The organism is Rhodococcus sp. OAS809 (assembly GCF_040546695.1).
Taxonomy (GTDB): domain Bacteria; phylum Actinomycetota; class Actinomycetes; order Mycobacteriales; family Mycobacteriaceae; genus Rhodococcus_F; species Rhodococcus_F qingshengii.
The window spans coordinates 3,100,299-3,115,758 of sequence record NZ_JBEPOI010000002.1 but is presented as its reverse complement, the minus strand read 5'-3'; the positions used below and the strand labels follow the sequence as shown (position 1 = coordinate 3,115,758).

Genomic DNA, 15,460 nt, shown 5'->3' with positions numbered 1-15,460 from the left:
CGTGGACTTCGATCTATTGGGGCCACTGCCTACCGGCACTACGGTGTTGGAAGCGAGCGCCGGAACCGGCAAGACCTACGCGATCGTCGGACTGGCGACCCGTTGTGTAGCCGAAGGTCTCGCCGACATATCGCAAGTTCTGCTGGTGACATTCAGCCGGGCCGCCACTCAGGAACTTCGTGAGCGTGCCAGGGAGAGGTTCGCGGGAGTGTCCGCCGCTCTGGTCGACCCGGAGGCGGCGAGGCGGTCGGATGATGATCTGGTGGCGTACCTCGCCACAGCTGACGACGAGGAGATCGGCGTGCGGCGTCGTCGACTCCTGCGCGCTCTCGCGGAGTTCGACGCCGGCACCATCACGACCACCCACAGTTTCTGTCAGAGGATGCTCGACGGGTTGGGCATCGCCGGGGAACGTGAACCGGACACAACTTTTGTGGAGTCGGTCGACGACCTGATCAGTGAGGTCGTCTCTGATTTGTACCTCAGCCGCTACAGCCGGACGGACTCGTCTCCACCGTTCTCCACGAAGGACGCGCTGGCCATCGCCCGAAGCGCAGTCGGCGATGGTCAGGCAATTCTCGAACCCGACGGCGAGGAGGAGACCGCACCCGGTCAGCGCGTCCTCTTCGCGGCTGCTGCTCGCCTCGAGGTCGAACGACGTAAGCGGACCAAAGGAATTCGCGACTTCAACGATCTGCTGACGCTGTTGCACGGTGTATTGACGGATCCGGAATACGGTCCCGTCGCGTGTCGTCGGGTGCGCGAAAAGTTCAAGGTTGTGTTGATCGACGAGTTCCAGGACACCGATCCGTTGCAGTGGGACATTCTGCGGTTGGCCTTCCACGGACACACCACCCTGGTCCTGGTCGGTGATCCCAAACAAGCCATCTATGCGTTCCGCGGGGCAGAAGTCCTGAGTTATCTCGATGCGGTCGATCAGGCGGATGCGCACCAGGAGTTGACCACCAATTGGCGTAGCGACCCAGGGTTGTTGGCGGCACTCGAACACCTCTACGGTGGTGCCGCACTCGGCAACGAAGGCATCGTCGCGCATTCAGTGGAGGCTTCGCACAAGAAGTCTCGGTTGTTCGGCCCGGTGCCGATGCGTGTACGCCATCTGCCCCGTACCGGAGCCGGACCGCTCAATCGTTCGGGATTTCCGGCCGTAGGCAGACTTCGCAGTCGCGTCGCGGACGACGTCGCAGCAGACGTGGTCGCGCTCCTGGGCGGCGATGCCCGCTTGGCAGTCGACGGTGATCCACGCCCGGTCGAACCAGGAGACGTCGCGGTGTTGGTGCGCACCCACAAGCACGTGGCGATGATCCGCGATGCTCTCGATGCCGTCGGTGTACCTTCCGTATTGACCGGAGGGTCCAGTGTTTTCGCGACACCCAGTGCGACCCAGTGGCTGTGGCTGTTGCAGGCGATCGAGCAGCCCCATCGCTCCGATCGTGTCCGGTTGACGGCCCTCTCGCCGATTTTCGGGCGCACCTCCGAAGAACTGGACAAGGACGGCGACAACGTCGTTGCAGAACTTGCAGGTCAACTGCGCTCCTATTCCGGGCTGTTCGCACGCGTCGGGTTTGCGGCTGTGTTCGAAAGAATCTCTGCCGAAACAAATCTGGAGAAGCGTGTACTCGCGGCCCCGTCCGGCGAACGAGATTTCACCGATCTGCGGCACGTCGCACAACTCCTCGGTCGCGTCGCGACCGAGGAAGCGTTCGGGTTGAGCGCACTGGTTCGCTGGCTTTCCGATCGGATCAAGGACCCGACGTCCGGGAGCGCCACCGATCGAAGCCGCCGCCTCGACAGTGACGCTGCCGCAGTGCAAATCGCTACGGTGCATGCCACCAAAGGGCTCGAGTTCCCGATCGTCTACGTCCCGTTCAGTTGGGAGAGCGTTGGCGGCTTCAACTCGCCGACGCAGCTGTTGCACGACCCGGAGGGACGCCGCATCCTCGACGTCGGCGGGCAGGAAGGCCCGGGGTACAACGCCAGAAAGACTGTTGCGGAGGCCGAAGAAGCGGGCGAAGAACTGCGGCTGCTGTACGTGGCGCTGACCCGGGCGCAGTGCCAACTCGTGCTCTGGTGGGCACCCAGCTACGGGACCTCCCGCTCGCCGCTGCACCGGTTGATGCTCGGACGTACACCCGGCATCGCCGAACCTGCTCGGGTAGTGAAGGTGCTCGACGACGGTACAACCGCAGCACGGCTCGCAACCTGGCCGGCAGCAGCGTCCGACGTGATCTCGGTGGAACCTGTTGGTCCCCATCCGCCCTCGCCCGTCCACTGGTCCAGAGCGGCTGCGGACGTGACCGAACTGGCCGCGGCGCGTTTCGATCGAGACCTGGACACTCTGTGGCGTCGTACGTCGTACTCGGCACTCACCGCCGGAGCGCACCACGCGGTCACGACCACGGGCAGTGAGGTCGAGGATCCCGAAAAAGACGACGAGCCAGAGGATTCCGTAGACCTCGGGAGCATTACCCCCTCGCCCCTGGAGGCGTTCCCTTCACCCATGAACGGACTTCCCGCGGGCGCCGCATTCGGCACGCTGGTGCATGAGGTGCTCGAGGTGGTGGACACGGCTGTGGCAGATCTGAGAGCGGAACTCGGGATGCGTTGCGCCGAGGCGGTCTCGGTACGGGCGGCCGAGGTCGACTCCGAAGCACTCGCGGATGCGCTGTATCTGGTGATGCAGACTCCCTTGGGATTCGGAACCTTGGCCACGATCGCGCCGAAAGATCGTCTTCCCGAACTCGATTTCGAACTCCCACTGGCCGGTGGCGACGATCCGGTGTCGATGAGTGTCACACTCCGCGGAGTGTCGGAACTGTTGAGGCGCCACCTTTCCTCCGACGACATTCTGGCGTCGTACGCCGACTATCTGGACCGTGTCGAGACGTCACCGATGCGCGGATTCCTGACGGGCAGTATCGACGCAGTCTTGCGGATCCCGGGCCCGTCGTTCGTGATCGTCGATTACAAGACCAACCGGATCGGTCGCGGCGATCTGACGGCTGCCAACTACACGCGTGAACTCATGGCGACGGAGATGATGCGCTCGCACTATCCGCTGCAGGCACTGCTGTATTCGGTTGCACTGCATCGGTATCTGCGGTGGCGCCTGCCCGACTACGATCCGCACCGTCATCTCGGGGGCGCGCAGTATCAATTCGTGCGTGGGATGCTCGGCCCGGACAGCCCGCCGGAATGCGGTGTCTTCGAATGGAAACCGCCTGCTCAGCTGACGGTTGAACTATCGGATCTGCTGGCCGGTCTTGATGCGTCCCACACAGTAGGGGAGAAGATTCGATGACCGAGGCGCAATTGGCGCAGCGCGCCAAAGGGATCGTGCGAATCTTCAACGAAGCCGGGGTTCTGGTTGCCGCCGATGTTCATGTCGCGACGAGAGTGTGCAGCCTGGGCGGTGAAACTTCCGAAGAAGTGATGCTGGCCGCGGCGTTGGCAGTTCGGGCCGTGCGATCAGGTTCGGTGTGCCTCGATCTACGACGGATGCGTGATGTGAGCGTCGACAATGCGACGGAGGAGGAACTCACGTCGTTGCCGTGGCCCGAACCGTCGGAGATCGTTGCCGCCCTTCGGCTGAGCCCTCTGGTGATCGGCGGAAACGCCGGACCTCTCAGACCGCTCCGGTTGGTCGACACGGACGACGGTGAACTCCTCTACCTCGATCGATATTTTCTGCAGGAGCAGACGATTCGGCGAGTGCTCGACGAGCGGGCGTCCACGTGGCCGCCCGCCGACCTGAAAGCGGTCCGAACGCGGCTGGATTCGCTGTTCGTCGACGAGAACGGGCCGACCATCGCGCCGGATCGTCAACGGATAGCAGCTGCTCTCGCCGCGACACAGTGGACCACCGTCATCGCCGGTGGGCCCGGAACCGGCAAAACCCATACGGTCGCACGTATTCTCGCTCTCCTGTCGGAGGAATTGGGTTCGAATGCTCGCATCGGTCTGGCCGCACCGACGGGTAAAGCCGCAGCGCGGCTGCAGGAGTCCGTACGTGAGCAGACCGCGAGCCTTGGCCTTCCCGAAGAACTCGCGGCGATGACCCTGCACCGCCTACTCGGTTGGCAGCGGGGGAGTTCGAGTCGTTTCAAATACAATGCGACCAACAGACTTCCCTACGATGTGGTCGTCGTCGACGAGACGTCGATGGTCTCCCTCACGTTGATGGCGCGCCTGCTCGAAGCCGTTCGCCCCGATGCCCGGCTACTGCTCGTCGGCGATCCCGATCAGTTGACCTCAGTCGACGCGGGCGCTGTTCTTGCTGATCTTGTCGCCCGCCCGGTAAAGGTCAGTGGAAATCCGACGCTGACACAGTTGGTGGGTGACGATCTCACGGCCACTGGTTCCGAAGAGGCATTGAGTGCGGATGAACAGGATCGTCTGCGGGGCGGGATCATTCAACTCTCACGCGGGCGCCGCTTCGACGGAACCATCGCGTCGTTGGCCAGGGCAGTTCGAGCGGGAGATTCCGCTGAGGTTCTGCGTATCCTGCGCAGCGGTGATCCAGCCGTCTCCTTCCATTCGCCCGAGGATGTTGACGCATTGCGCGCCGACATCGTTGCGAGTTCAGAGGTGGTGACGGCGTCGGCCGAGGTGGGTGATGCGATCGGCGCGCTGAAAGGCTTGGAATCGCACCGCCTTCTGTGCGCCCACCGTGACGGACCGTACGGTGTCGGGAGGTGGGCGCAGCAGGCGATGGAGTGGGTCGGCACGGCATCAGGGCAGTTTCTTGACCCGACGCGGTGGTATCCGGGCCAACCGCTGCTCGTGACGGCCAACGACTACGAGTCGAAGATCTACAACGGGGACGCCGGGGTGATCGTGCAGCGTGAGGATGGCGTGCCTATTGCCGCATTCCAGCGGGGCAGTGATGCGTTTCTGATTCACCCGAGCCAACTCTCGTCGGTGCAGACGGTTTACGCGATGACGATTCACCGGAGCCAGGGCAGCCAGTACGACACCGTATCGGTGATGTTGCCGGCCGAGGCGTCGTCACTGCTGACTCGGGAGTTGTTGTACACGGCGATCACTCGCGCCAGAAACCATGTGAGAGTAATCGGCACCGAGGATTCCGTGAGGGCGGGAGTGCAGCGACAGGTACTCAGGGCAAGTGGGCTGCGTCGGGAGATTCGTCCGTACGACGGGCCGTGAAAGTCGGATGTTGCGGATTCTCTTGGTCATTCGTTGTATACGACGAACACCTTGCGTACGGTCTCGGTGACCGTCCACGTACCCTTCCATCCGATTGGGAAGATTGCACTCGTACCGGCAACGAGATGTACGGGATCGCCGTCGTCCTCCTCGACGGTCATGGCGCCGGAGACGATGGTGATGATCTCGCCGCGGGTGAGGAACTCCCACCGCGACTTTCCCGGTTCGCTCTCCCAGACTCCGGATTGAATGCGGCCGTCGTCACTGGTGAATTCGACATCTGCACGAGTGATGATGTCTCCGCCGAGTGGCTCTGCACTGGGTTGGCCGAGCAGTGCTTGCTGGAAGATCCCACTTGCGCTGTTCAACTCTGCGGCACGGAAGGTAATGGTCACAATTCAATCCTGACTTTCGAAACTCATGTGAATCATCGGACTTGTCGATGATGTCGTGTGTCTGCTGGGTCGGGATAGGTTCACTTGTCGCATCTTTCGGCACTTCGCTCGTACAGATGTCGAAAGTGCGATCGGCGACCATTCAACCGGGGTTCAGAGACCCGTCTCACGCCGAAACGTGACCGAGCCAATGGCAAACGGCCCCGCGTCGGTGATTTCGAACGAGGGTGATCGGTTGTGAGGCCTTACGTGGTGGACGCTGTCAACGAGGTGATGAAGCGCTCGGCTGCCGCGTCGACCTCGGCGTCGGGGGTGAGCAACCTCTGCAGCAACAGTCCTCGCAGACATGCGGTTGCGATGATGCTCTGCTGCTTTGCATCCACCACTGTGAATCCTTCGCGAAGGGCCGCCGCTTCGAGGAGGTGCGCCAAATCGTCGAGGTCGGCGGCGAAATCTTGAAATGCTTTGTGCTCGTAAACCGCAAGTCCGGCCAGGTGAAAAAAGGTGCGGCTTCGATCTTCGTGCTCGGCGTTCGAGTAGAAGCTCCAGATCGCCCTGCACAGGGCTGCGAACCCGAGATCTTTGCCCATCGCGGCGATGACGAGGTTGTCACGGCGGCGAGCTTCCGACAGCACGGCGCTGAGGAGTCCCGGTCGTGATCCGAAGTGATAGGTCAGCAGCGTGTGGTGCACTCCGAGTCGCTCCGCTACTTGGCGCATCGACAGCTTCGGGCTTGGGCCGGTTTCACCGAACTCGTCGAACAGTGCCTGCAACAGTCGCTCTCGACCCTCCCCAACCGGCGATCTCACGCTACCTCCATTGACGGGTTCACCACTGTTGAGTACGGTACCGCATATCGAATTCACCAGTGTTTAGGAGAGTGGTTTCCAATGCTCGGAGGTCCCTTTGACTGACGTATGGTTTGCCGGCGGCATGGTCGCGGATGGATCGGGTACCGACCCGGTCGAAGTCGACGTGTGCGTGAGCGACGGCATTGTCACCGCGATCGGACAGGCGCCGTCGGGTTCGACCACGGTTGACTTGGACGGCATGCTTCTAACTCCGGGGCTCATCGATGCCCATGTCCACCTGGGCATTTCGAGTCCGATCCGAAGGCAATTCGGGTTTGAGCTCTCGGCAGCCGAACTGGCTGCGGGCATCTTCGCCACCGCAGGCCATGCCCTCGACGCGGGCTTCACCACGGTGCGAGACGTCGGTGGCATCGACGGCGGAGTCGTCGACGTTATCGCGAGCGGCAAGGTGCGTGGTCCGCGCGTCCTCTCGTGCGGTCCTGTGCAGTGCCAGACCGGTGGACACGGCTACTACGGGGCCGCGTGGGAGCCGACCGTGCTGTGGAACATGCACCACATTCCCGGGCTCTGCGCCCTGTCCTTGATGTCGGGCAATGCCGACGAGCTACGACGCAATGTGCGCGAGTCGTTCCGCCGAGGTGCAACATTTCTGAAACTGTGCGTCACCGGCGGTGTCGTCGGAGGCCATGACCACCTCACCGACACACAGTTCACCGTCGAGGAAATCTCCGTGGCAGTGGAAGAAGCAGCGTCGCGGGGCACCTACGTCACGGTGCACGCGCACAACAATGCGGGCATTCGCAACGCAGTGCGAGCCGGTGTCCGGTGCGTGGAACACGGCACCGACATCGACGAAGAGACCGCCCAGCTGATGCGCGAGCATGACGTGGCTCTGGTCCCTACCTTCGCCGTGGTCGAGCAGTTGACGGACACCGAGAGCATGGACCTGGACCCTGCAATACGAGACCGCGCCGCCGGAGTACGTCAACGCATGGCCTCGGCACTCGCGGTCTCTCGCGCAGCAGGCCTGAGGATCGGCCTGGGCTCGGACCTCATCGGGCCGCACCAGCAGCGCCGAGGCGAGGAGTTGCGCTTGCGGGCCGAGTTGGAGTCGCCGATGCATGCTCTCGTTTCGGCCACCAGCGTCAACGCCGACATCCTCGGTATCGGGGACACCGTTGGAACTATCCGCGTCGGAATGCAGGCGGACATGGTTGCCTGGCAGCAAGACCCGCTCCACGACGCCAAGGTGTTCGCCGATCCGGACATGGCTGTTCTCGTCGTGAAGGCCGGCCACGTAGTGAAGGGAGAGGTTCGATGAGCGCAATGCTGCACGGATGTTTTGCAGACACGGAGTACTTCGAAATAACGGCGAAGTCGGGGTACAGCTACGGCATCTGGGTGACCACACCCCCCGGCTACGCGGACTCCACGGATCACTTACCGCTGATATACGTGATGGACGGCAACTGGGCTGTAGGTCTTACCGCCCCGCTCATCGTCACGCAGGCAGACCCGTATCTGACGATCGCCCCGTACATCCAGGTCAGCGTCGGTTATGCCGGTGAAGAAGCTGCCAACTGGGCACGACTACGCAACCGCGATCTCGTGCCGCCCGGGGAACCGGTAGGCGAAGAATTGATGGCTACTCTTGCCGCTGCTCGCGACTCGGGTGCAATGACCCAGGAGTATGTGGACGCCTACCTCGAGGAGCTGGCAGACACCCACGCGGACGTCTTCCTCGACTTCCTGACCAACGAACTCCACCCTCGCCTGTGCTCGTCGGAGCTACGTGTCAGCGAGTCCGGGCACGGACTCTTCGGGTACTCGTACGGAGGCCTTTTCGCCCTCTACGCATGGCTGCGCGACGCGCCCCCATTCGCGACCTTCGGTGCGGGTAGTCCCGGAGTTGTGAACGCCGACAGCCAGATCCACACACTGGTCGAGGCACTGCCCGAGCGTGGCGTGGGCTCAGTCGTGCCGCAATTGCACGTCACGCTGAACGAAGCCGAACTGACAGGGCCCATTCCGATCTATCGCGGACTGGCACGTAACGTTCTTGCTGTCGTGGAGCAGTTGCATGGCAATGGGTGGTCGCAGGATGTTTCGACCGCGTTGTTGCACGAGACGCACGTCACCGGGCTGCAGGCATCGTTCCTGAGCTACTTGAAAAAATGCCATGCACGCTAGCTGTTCGTCCCGGCGACGATGTGCACGCTGACACGTTCGACGGGCGATTTTCCGTAGACGCCGTTGAAGGAGAAGTCGGCTGTGGGTGTCCACCACGTGGTGGACACCCACAGCCGTGTCTATTCAGTTGTCGCGGCTATCGATTCTCCAAGCCGGACAAGACTTCTAACCCATGACCGTCCCGGTCGACTCGGCATTGGGTGCCCGAAGGCGGGAGAATGCGCCGAGGTCGATTTCGAGCCCGGTGTGCATCCCGACATAGGTCAGGGGATCAGCGTCGTGATCGTGTCCAGCTTCCACCTGGTCGATGATCCTGGACATGAGGCGCCCAGCGATGGGCGCATTTTTGAATTGGTTCCCGCTGGTGCCCATGGCGACGTAGAAACCTTGCCTGTCTGTCTTGTCATAGATCGGGGTCCAGTCGGATGCTGCGTCGTACACGCCGGCAATACCTTTCGGTTGTGACGGGACCTCCAGGGTGGGGAAACGCCTGGCGGCGCGGAAAACCTGCGCTTCGAACCGGGCAACAGTGCGATTCGGGTTGGCGGTATCAGGGTCGTCGATCCACTCGAGCGGATCGCAATCCGGTTCGGTTCCGCCGACAAGGAAACCGTTTCCAGGTTCGGCTCGCATGTAGGTTCCGAGATCCAAATCGGCGATCATCGGGCCGAGGATCTCGTCGTCGTTGTAGCCAGTGGGTGCGGTGACGTGATGAACTTCCTGGCGCAAGGGCCGAACCGAAACCTTGAAGTCGGCCCCGACGTTCGACAGCTTGTTGAACGCTCCTGACCAGGGGCCGGCGGCATTGACGACAATCTTGGATTTCACACTTTCCCCGTCGTGGAGCCCTAACTGCCAGATGCCGTCAGGCAACTGCTCGACTGCCACCACACGCGTGTTGTACGCGAAACCCGCACCGTGCGAACGTGCTGCCGCAGCAAGATTCGCGGCGGCCAGTTGCGGGTCGTCGACGAACCCCGCCTGAGGTGTGTACAGCGCTCCGAGCGTGGTTTCGGCATCTGCGAAGAAGGACTCCGAGTCGACTGGCTTCGGAGGATAGTATTTGCCGGCGTCGATACCGGGAATCTTCTCGACGAGTGTCGTTGCGTCCCAAAGCTGGTAATCGATTCCTATCTTCTCGAATAATCCGATCGTGCGCGCGTGGGGCGCGACGTCGACGTCGAGCAGTGCCATCCCGCATTGCCGAAACTTCGCAAGCGCGCCGTCGACTGTCGCGTTGAGATGCTCGTTCCAGTTTTGCCAGCAATGCAGCGACTCCCAAGCCGCAGCCATACCGTCGAATGTGGAGTAGTTGAACCGGATAACCGCACTGGATGCACTGGTCGAGCCGTAGCCCGGACCACCAGACTTGTCGATGACCAGGACTTCGTAACCTCGAGCGGCCAGTTCGTAGGCGATGGAGCTGCCGATCACTCCAGCTCCGACCACAACTGCATCGGTCTTGTCGGTAGGCACTTTCGGCCTCTCTTTCTACTGATGGCTTTGCCGGATCGAAAGCACAGCTGTTCGATCCGGCAAGCTTGGGTTCTGGTAATTCCGACGCCGTCGACTTCCTCTGGAGAGCTTCATCCCGACTTCTCGGATTCGGCTCTGTCTTAATGAATTTGGCACCTGAAAGTCCAGAGGTGTTCGTCGTCCTCAACTCTCTCGTGGCGGCCATCGGAACGCTATCGACAGCTGCGCAAAAAATCACAGCCGTGGCGCGTCCGTTGTCAGAAATGTTTCGTCGGGCTGCCCTGCGTGGCAGACCAGTTTTTTCGTTTCCGGAATCCCTCGCCACAGAATGGGAAGTGCGATCAAAGCGATGGCGGTCGCGTAGAAGGCAGGCGACAGATCGCTTCCAGTGGCGTTGACCAGTGCTGCGCACACCAGCGGCGCAGTTCCTGCAAAGAGCGCATATGCGATGTTGTAGGGGATTGCCGTGCCGGTGAATCGAGCATGCGTCGGCATCATTTCGAGGATTACGAGCAAAGCGGACGCGAGTAAGGAAAGCGCGATGACCAGAGCAGCCAGTGCAATGGCAATCGCGAAAATGTTTCCGGTACCGATGAGCATGTAGCTGGGCACCGAGACGAAAACTGACATCACCATGCCGATTCTGACGAGTGGCCTCCGGCCGATTCGGTCGACTGTGGCGCCGAAGAAGATGAACAGCGGTACTGCGAGAACCAAAGCGCCGGTTGTCATCAGCAGTGCAACCGTGCTCGGAACATCGGCTGAGAGAACCAGAAATGTCGGCATGTAGCCGAGCAGCATATGAGTAACGACACCGAGCGAGGCGAAGTACACGAAGGACGTGAGCAGAGTCCGCCAGTGATTGCGGAACAGATCTGCGAGTGGGCGGGTTGGAAGGGAATCGTTTTCTTGCATTTCCTTGAACGCCGGAGTCTCCTCGACGGCAAGCCTCATGAACAGGCCCACCATGGCGACAACGCCTCCGATGATGAACGGCCAACGCCATCCTCCGTCGGCGAAGTGCTCAGCGCCGACCGAGCTGAATGACAAGACTGTGACCGTGGCCAAGATACTGCCGACGAACGACGAAGAGCTGATAATCCCCGCGTACAAGCCTCGGCGGTGAGACGGCGCATGCTCGACGACGAAGGTTGCCGCTCCGGTGTATTCGCCGCCGGCCGAGAATCCTTGAACCAATCGGCACAGCAGCAGCAACAGCGGTGCTGCAACACCGATCGAAGCGTACGTCGGTAGGAGACCGATTGCCGCTGTCGAGCAGCCCATGAGCGTAATTGCCAGGGACAATGATCTCCGTCGGCCGAGGCGGTCACCAAGCCGTCCGAAGAATATGCCGCCGGCAGGTCTGGCCAAGAAGGCGACTCCGTAAAGAGCGAAGGTGGCAAGCAGTGCGCCACTGCCGAACTCCGGAGGGAAGAACACTGTCGCGAGAACTGCGGCAGTGAAGCCGTAGATCGTGAAATCGAACCATTCAACGATGTTGCCTGTCGCCCCGGCGATCAGGGCCCTACGGCGCGCCGATCGACGTCCAGGTGACGTCTCGGTTTGATGCTCTACAGGAGCATTTGCTGTGCCGGTCATGATGATTCCTCTCGGGATATGCTGAATGGCAACGGCTTTGCGATATCACGGTCACCGATGTCATTCGAGGTATTCGACATTGAAAGAGGTCGGTGGGATTCGATGTTGAACTGGCGACCGAAGGTCGTTTGTCGATTTCGGGTCGGAGGCGACTTCGTCTGAGGGAGATAGTGCCGGCCGGCCTCGCTCCCCATTACGCAAATCCCACGGCTGCAACAGATCTCGTCACTGCCACTTCTGCCGGTTTGCGGACCGAGTGAAGACGTCACGGGTCTCGGGTGCTTGGCATGAAGCGAGCCTATGGTGCGAAAGTTAGTTGCATCACTGTCATGTGTTCAATTTTCTACGTAGAAATTTGGGCATATGTTGCAAACCGGAGAGGGGGCTCGTACAGTTCGACCATGGTCGGAGAACTGCAGCATTTGGTGGACACTACCGGGCGCCGACTGGACCGTTCCGTTGCGATCGATGATGTACAGATTCGTCTGCTCGCGTACAACTCGCATGACAGTGCCGTCGATTCAGTCAGAATGAATTCCGTTCTACAGCGGAATGTTTCACGCGAGATCGTAGACTTCATCTACGCGAGTGGAGGCCGTGAAGCCCTCGATCTCTTCACTGTTCCCGTCAACGAAGAACTAGGGCTGACCCTTGGCCGGGTCGGGATGCCGATCCGGTACCGCAATGCGCTGCTGGGCTTCGTCTGGCTGTTGACTTCGGAGGGCGAAGTTGACGAGGATCAAGCCGAGGTCTTGAGGCGCACGGCTGATGCGGCAGCGATGATCCTCCACCGCGAACAGTTGCTGGACGAGTTGTCCCGAAGTCGGGAGCGGGAACTTACCCGAGACGTCCTGTCGGGCGAGCGGTCGCTGCGCGAGGACGCGGCAAACAGGTTGGCCGAGGAGGGCTTGTTGGCTGCGGGTCCAGCAGTCGTGGTCACTGTGTTGCTCCGTCCTGGCGACCAGTCGACATTGACCGAAAGAGATCGTCTGAGTGTTGCCGTCGGCGTCGATCAGCTTCGACGGAGGCTCCCGCGGAACAGTGCAATCCAACTCGACCGCCCCGACCACAGTCTGTTGATCGTATCGGTGGCCGAACGCTCGACTCAAACCCATCTGGACTCGCTGATCGTGGCAGCCCGGGAGCGAGTCTTGTCTGAAAGTGGGCGCCAGAACATCGAATGTTGGGTCGGTATCGGTGAACCGCGAACCTCGGTTGCACACGTGCGCGAATCCTACGAAGAGTCCAGACGTTCCGCAGATGTGGCCCAGGTCGTCAAGGTGCTCGGAAATGTTGTGCGTTATCGGGATCTCGGCGTCTACGGACTACTGGCCGAACTGTCGGAGGATCGACTCGAGAACAGTATTCACTCAGGTTTGCAGTCCTTGCTCAGCCATGAGGACTCAAAAAGTGAGGCTCTTCTCGCGACGCTGGAGAGCTTTTTGGACAATGCCGGTGACGTAAAGCGAACGTCAGAGGCGCTCTGTGTGCATCGAGGGAGCTTGTACTATCGCTTGCGGCGAATTCAGGAGATAACACGAGCAGACTTGGCAAACGGCGACGACCGGTTGGCCTTGCATTTGAGCCTGAAAGTCGCGCGGCTGTTGGATCTCCGATGATCCCGATCCGAGAAGAGGGGACTGCGGAAGAATCCAGCGGCTCAACGTAGTTGGCGGCTTTCGATCGTCAAGCATGATGGTTCTGGGGTGGGAAAGGAAGCGCGTCGTACATCGGCCGGGGTGGGTTGGCTTGACCTGCTGAGACGTTCATACGTTTGATCGGGCACCTTCTATCCTCCTGTCGGCAGATGCGGCGGAGTGCAACTTTTTCGGGCATTGAAAGTGCAGAATCGTCCAGATGGGTGTCGAGCTGCGTGAAGAACGCGCGTTTTTGCAAACCGAAATGACGACGAATTTGGTCTGAGTTCGGTCCCCCGGTACGCAGATGTTCGCGCGCGAACTGGACTATTTGTTGCCGACTGCAAATTGGGGATTTCGCATCCATTCCCGTTGGCTCCCTTTATCGTTGGATTGGATCAGATACCTGAGTCGGTGCGATTCGTATGCACCCCTTCACCGCAGGTCTGGTCTGATCTTTCCGAAGTCGGAGTCGCGGAGATACATGCAGTTGTTCGAGATCGTTCCCCCGAAATTGAACAAACGCGCCAGACTGGATTGTGGCCATCGAGGCTGTACGTCTATCCATTTGCTGGTTGCTGAGCCGGCTGGTCAGTACGACATTGAACCGGTGATGTTGCCGGCCTATCGCCAAACGGTGAAGTGGTTTTGCCAGGAGAACGACACGTTTTTGCCGGCATTCGAGACGACGACTCCGCGCGGATCGACCTCTGGCGGAAGGGGGACCGACCACATCATCTTTCCGTCGCGAGCCCTGATCGAATGCATGCCGGTGTAGTCGCTGAAGACGAAGTGATCGCCATCAGTCGCACCGCTTCGAACCCAGTACGCGTCTTGCCAGGGTGTTTGCCACAGTTGTCGGCCACTCTCGACGTCGAGACCCGAGATTGTGCGGGTCTCCGGCGACGTGACGAGGATTGTTTTTCCTACCACTGCGGCGATGGCGCTTCCTGTCCCGGCCGTCGCGGTGTTGACGATTTGTGAACTGCGCCAGAGTTCGTCACCCGACTCCGGATCGTAGGCGCCGTCGCCGAGAAACATCGGCACCGCCGTCGAGGGCTTACTCGGGTAGGACGACGATGAGTACGAGGGAATCGGTATCGCACGAATCGTGGATCCGTCGGAAGCCAAGAGGTTTTGGGTTCCGGCATATCCCGACCGGCCGCCGACACTGGTGAGGAACAATCCGTTCCCGGTAGGGACAAGCGAATCGCCCTCGAATCGGAATCGTTCGGCGCCGGACTGCAGATCGTAGATTCGATAGCGGTACTGCGGGTCCCCGCCGTCGCCCTGTTCCATCGCAATGACAGTGTCGGTGTGAGGGACCGTGTAGACGGCTCCGAACTTCTCACTTGGTTCGAAGGTACGCACGAAGTTGGCAGTCAAATTGGTTGTGGTGCCGCTGGCAAGAATTCGTGTTCGAACCGTTCCGTCCATCCTTTCGCCGGACGTGTACACGGTGTCTCCGGCGATGGTGGCGCCATTGAGATCGAAGTCGGTTCCGAGGTCGGACATCAGAGTTCCGGTCGCGGTATCGACAAAGATCATCCGTCGATCGCCCCAGCACGCGATGATCGTGGATTCGTTCTGCTGACTGCACTGGCCGATGACTCCGCCGATTCGCGTTTTCCACAGCGGACTTCCGTCGTCGGGATTCACCCCGACGAGTGTGACGGCACCGACTCCCTGACTCGACGAAGACTCGTCGGTCTTGGGAAGCGGATAAGCAGTCGCGGCCACCAGCACGTCACCGACTTGGTACGTGTTGCCGTAGCCGTAGTAGCTATCGAGCGTGGAAGGCATCGACAGCAGCACGTGCCCGGGGTTGTCCGTGAGCGCTCGGACATCGAGTTCCCAGGCTTGTTGCGGAGGATCGGAGAGGTCTACGTCGACAACGCCTTGCTCGACGATCGGACCGCCTGTCTTCTGCTTCGGCCATGCCGCATCACTGGAGTCGGAGATTACCGATACGACGATGAACGCGATCGCCACGAGCAATGCCAGTCCGAGTGCGACCAGTTTCCAATGTTCCTTCAACCGAAGCTGCATCGAAAGACCGTAACCGATCGATCAAACTGATCGGTTCGTTTCGCGGACGGCCGGCACGATGTCGATCGCGAGATCGAGCCCACGTGCTCGGTGTGACGAAGTGTGGTGGCCTCGTACG

At 60.8% G+C, this 15,460-nt stretch carries 10 protein-coding genes; 5 read left to right on the top strand and 5 right to left on the bottom strand.

Annotation, left to right across the window (positions count from 1 at the left end; all coding sequences use genetic code 11):
• The first annotated feature begins 1 nt into the window (after position 1).
• Together ABIE52_RS17515 and recD are read left to right on the top strand one after the other, a co-directional pair.
• Positions 2 to 3,319 (top strand): UvrD-helicase domain-containing protein, encoded by a 3,318-nt coding sequence (locus tag ABIE52_RS17515; protein WP_192711933.1) that lies wholly within the window; start codon positions 2 to 4, stop codon positions 3,317 to 3,319.
• Positions 3,316 to 5,184 (top strand): exodeoxyribonuclease V subunit alpha, encoded by a 1,869-nt coding sequence (recD, locus tag ABIE52_RS17510; RefSeq protein WP_042449428.1) that lies wholly within the window; start codon positions 3,316 to 3,318, stop codon positions 5,182 to 5,184. Before ABIE52_RS17515 ends, recD begins: the two co-directional genes overlap by 4 nt.
• Positions 5,185 to 5,210: 26 nt before the next feature.
• Here recD and ABIE52_RS17505 read toward each other — a convergent pair whose 3' ends face one another.
• Positions 5,211 to 5,579 (bottom strand): cupin domain-containing protein, encoded by a 369-nt coding sequence (locus tag ABIE52_RS17505; RefSeq protein WP_007734139.1) that lies wholly within the window; start codon positions 5,577 to 5,579, stop codon positions 5,211 to 5,213.
• A gap of 245 nt (positions 5,580 to 5,824) precedes the next feature.
• The gene (locus ABIE52_RS17500; RefSeq protein WP_029254476.1) at positions 5,825 to 6,388 is read right to left on the bottom strand and encodes a TetR/AcrR family transcriptional regulator; all 564 of its coding nucleotides are present in this window, start codon (positions 6,386 to 6,388) and stop codon (positions 5,825 to 5,827) included.
• A gap of 97 nt (positions 6,389 to 6,485) precedes the next feature.
• Between ABIE52_RS17500 and ABIE52_RS17495 the strand changes: the two genes are divergently transcribed.
• Both ABIE52_RS17495 and ABIE52_RS17490 read left to right on the top strand, forming a co-directional pair.
• A complete protein-coding gene (locus tag ABIE52_RS17495) occupies positions 6,486 to 7,712 on the top strand; it encodes a metal-dependent hydrolase family protein (RefSeq protein ID WP_354541506.1) in 1,227 nt (408 codons plus the stop codon).
• Positions 7,709 to 8,581: an alpha/beta hydrolase gene (locus ABIE52_RS17490; protein ID WP_192711934.1), complete on the top strand. Its 873-nt coding sequence runs from the start codon at positions 7,709 to 7,711 to the stop codon at positions 8,579 to 8,581. The genes ABIE52_RS17495 and ABIE52_RS17490 overlap by 4 nt, the downstream gene beginning before the upstream one ends.
• A gap of 165 nt (positions 8,582 to 8,746) precedes the next feature.
• Here the strand turns inward: ABIE52_RS17490 and ABIE52_RS17485 are convergent, their stop codons facing one another.
• Together ABIE52_RS17485 and ABIE52_RS17480 are read right to left on the bottom strand one after the other, a co-directional pair.
• Entirely contained in the window at positions 8,747 to 10,057 is a 1,311-nt protein-coding gene (locus ABIE52_RS17485) for an NAD(P)/FAD-dependent oxidoreductase (RefSeq protein ID WP_192711935.1), read from the bottom strand.
• 234 nt (positions 10,058 to 10,291) lie between these two features.
• The gene (locus ABIE52_RS17480) at positions 10,292 to 11,656 is read right to left on the bottom strand and encodes an MFS transporter (RefSeq protein ID WP_003945654.1); all 1,365 of its coding nucleotides are present in this window, start codon (positions 11,654 to 11,656) and stop codon (positions 10,292 to 10,294) included.
• A gap of 401 nt (positions 11,657 to 12,057) precedes the next feature.
• On the opposite strand from ABIE52_RS17480, the gene ABIE52_RS17475 reads away from it, so the two are divergent.
• Positions 12,058 to 13,275: a PucR family transcriptional regulator gene (locus ABIE52_RS17475; RefSeq protein WP_003945591.1), complete on the top strand. Its 1,218-nt coding sequence runs from the start codon at positions 12,058 to 12,060 to the stop codon at positions 13,273 to 13,275.
• 642 nt (positions 13,276 to 13,917) lie between these two features.
• Here ABIE52_RS17475 and ABIE52_RS17470 read toward each other — a convergent pair.
• Positions 13,918 to 15,342 carry an outer membrane protein assembly factor BamB family protein gene (locus tag ABIE52_RS17470; protein ID WP_192711936.1) on the bottom strand — a complete coding sequence of 475 codons (1,425 nt, stop codon included), beginning with the start codon at positions 15,340 to 15,342 and terminating at the stop codon, positions 13,918 to 13,920.
• Positions 15,343 to 15,460: the final 118 nt, after the last annotated feature.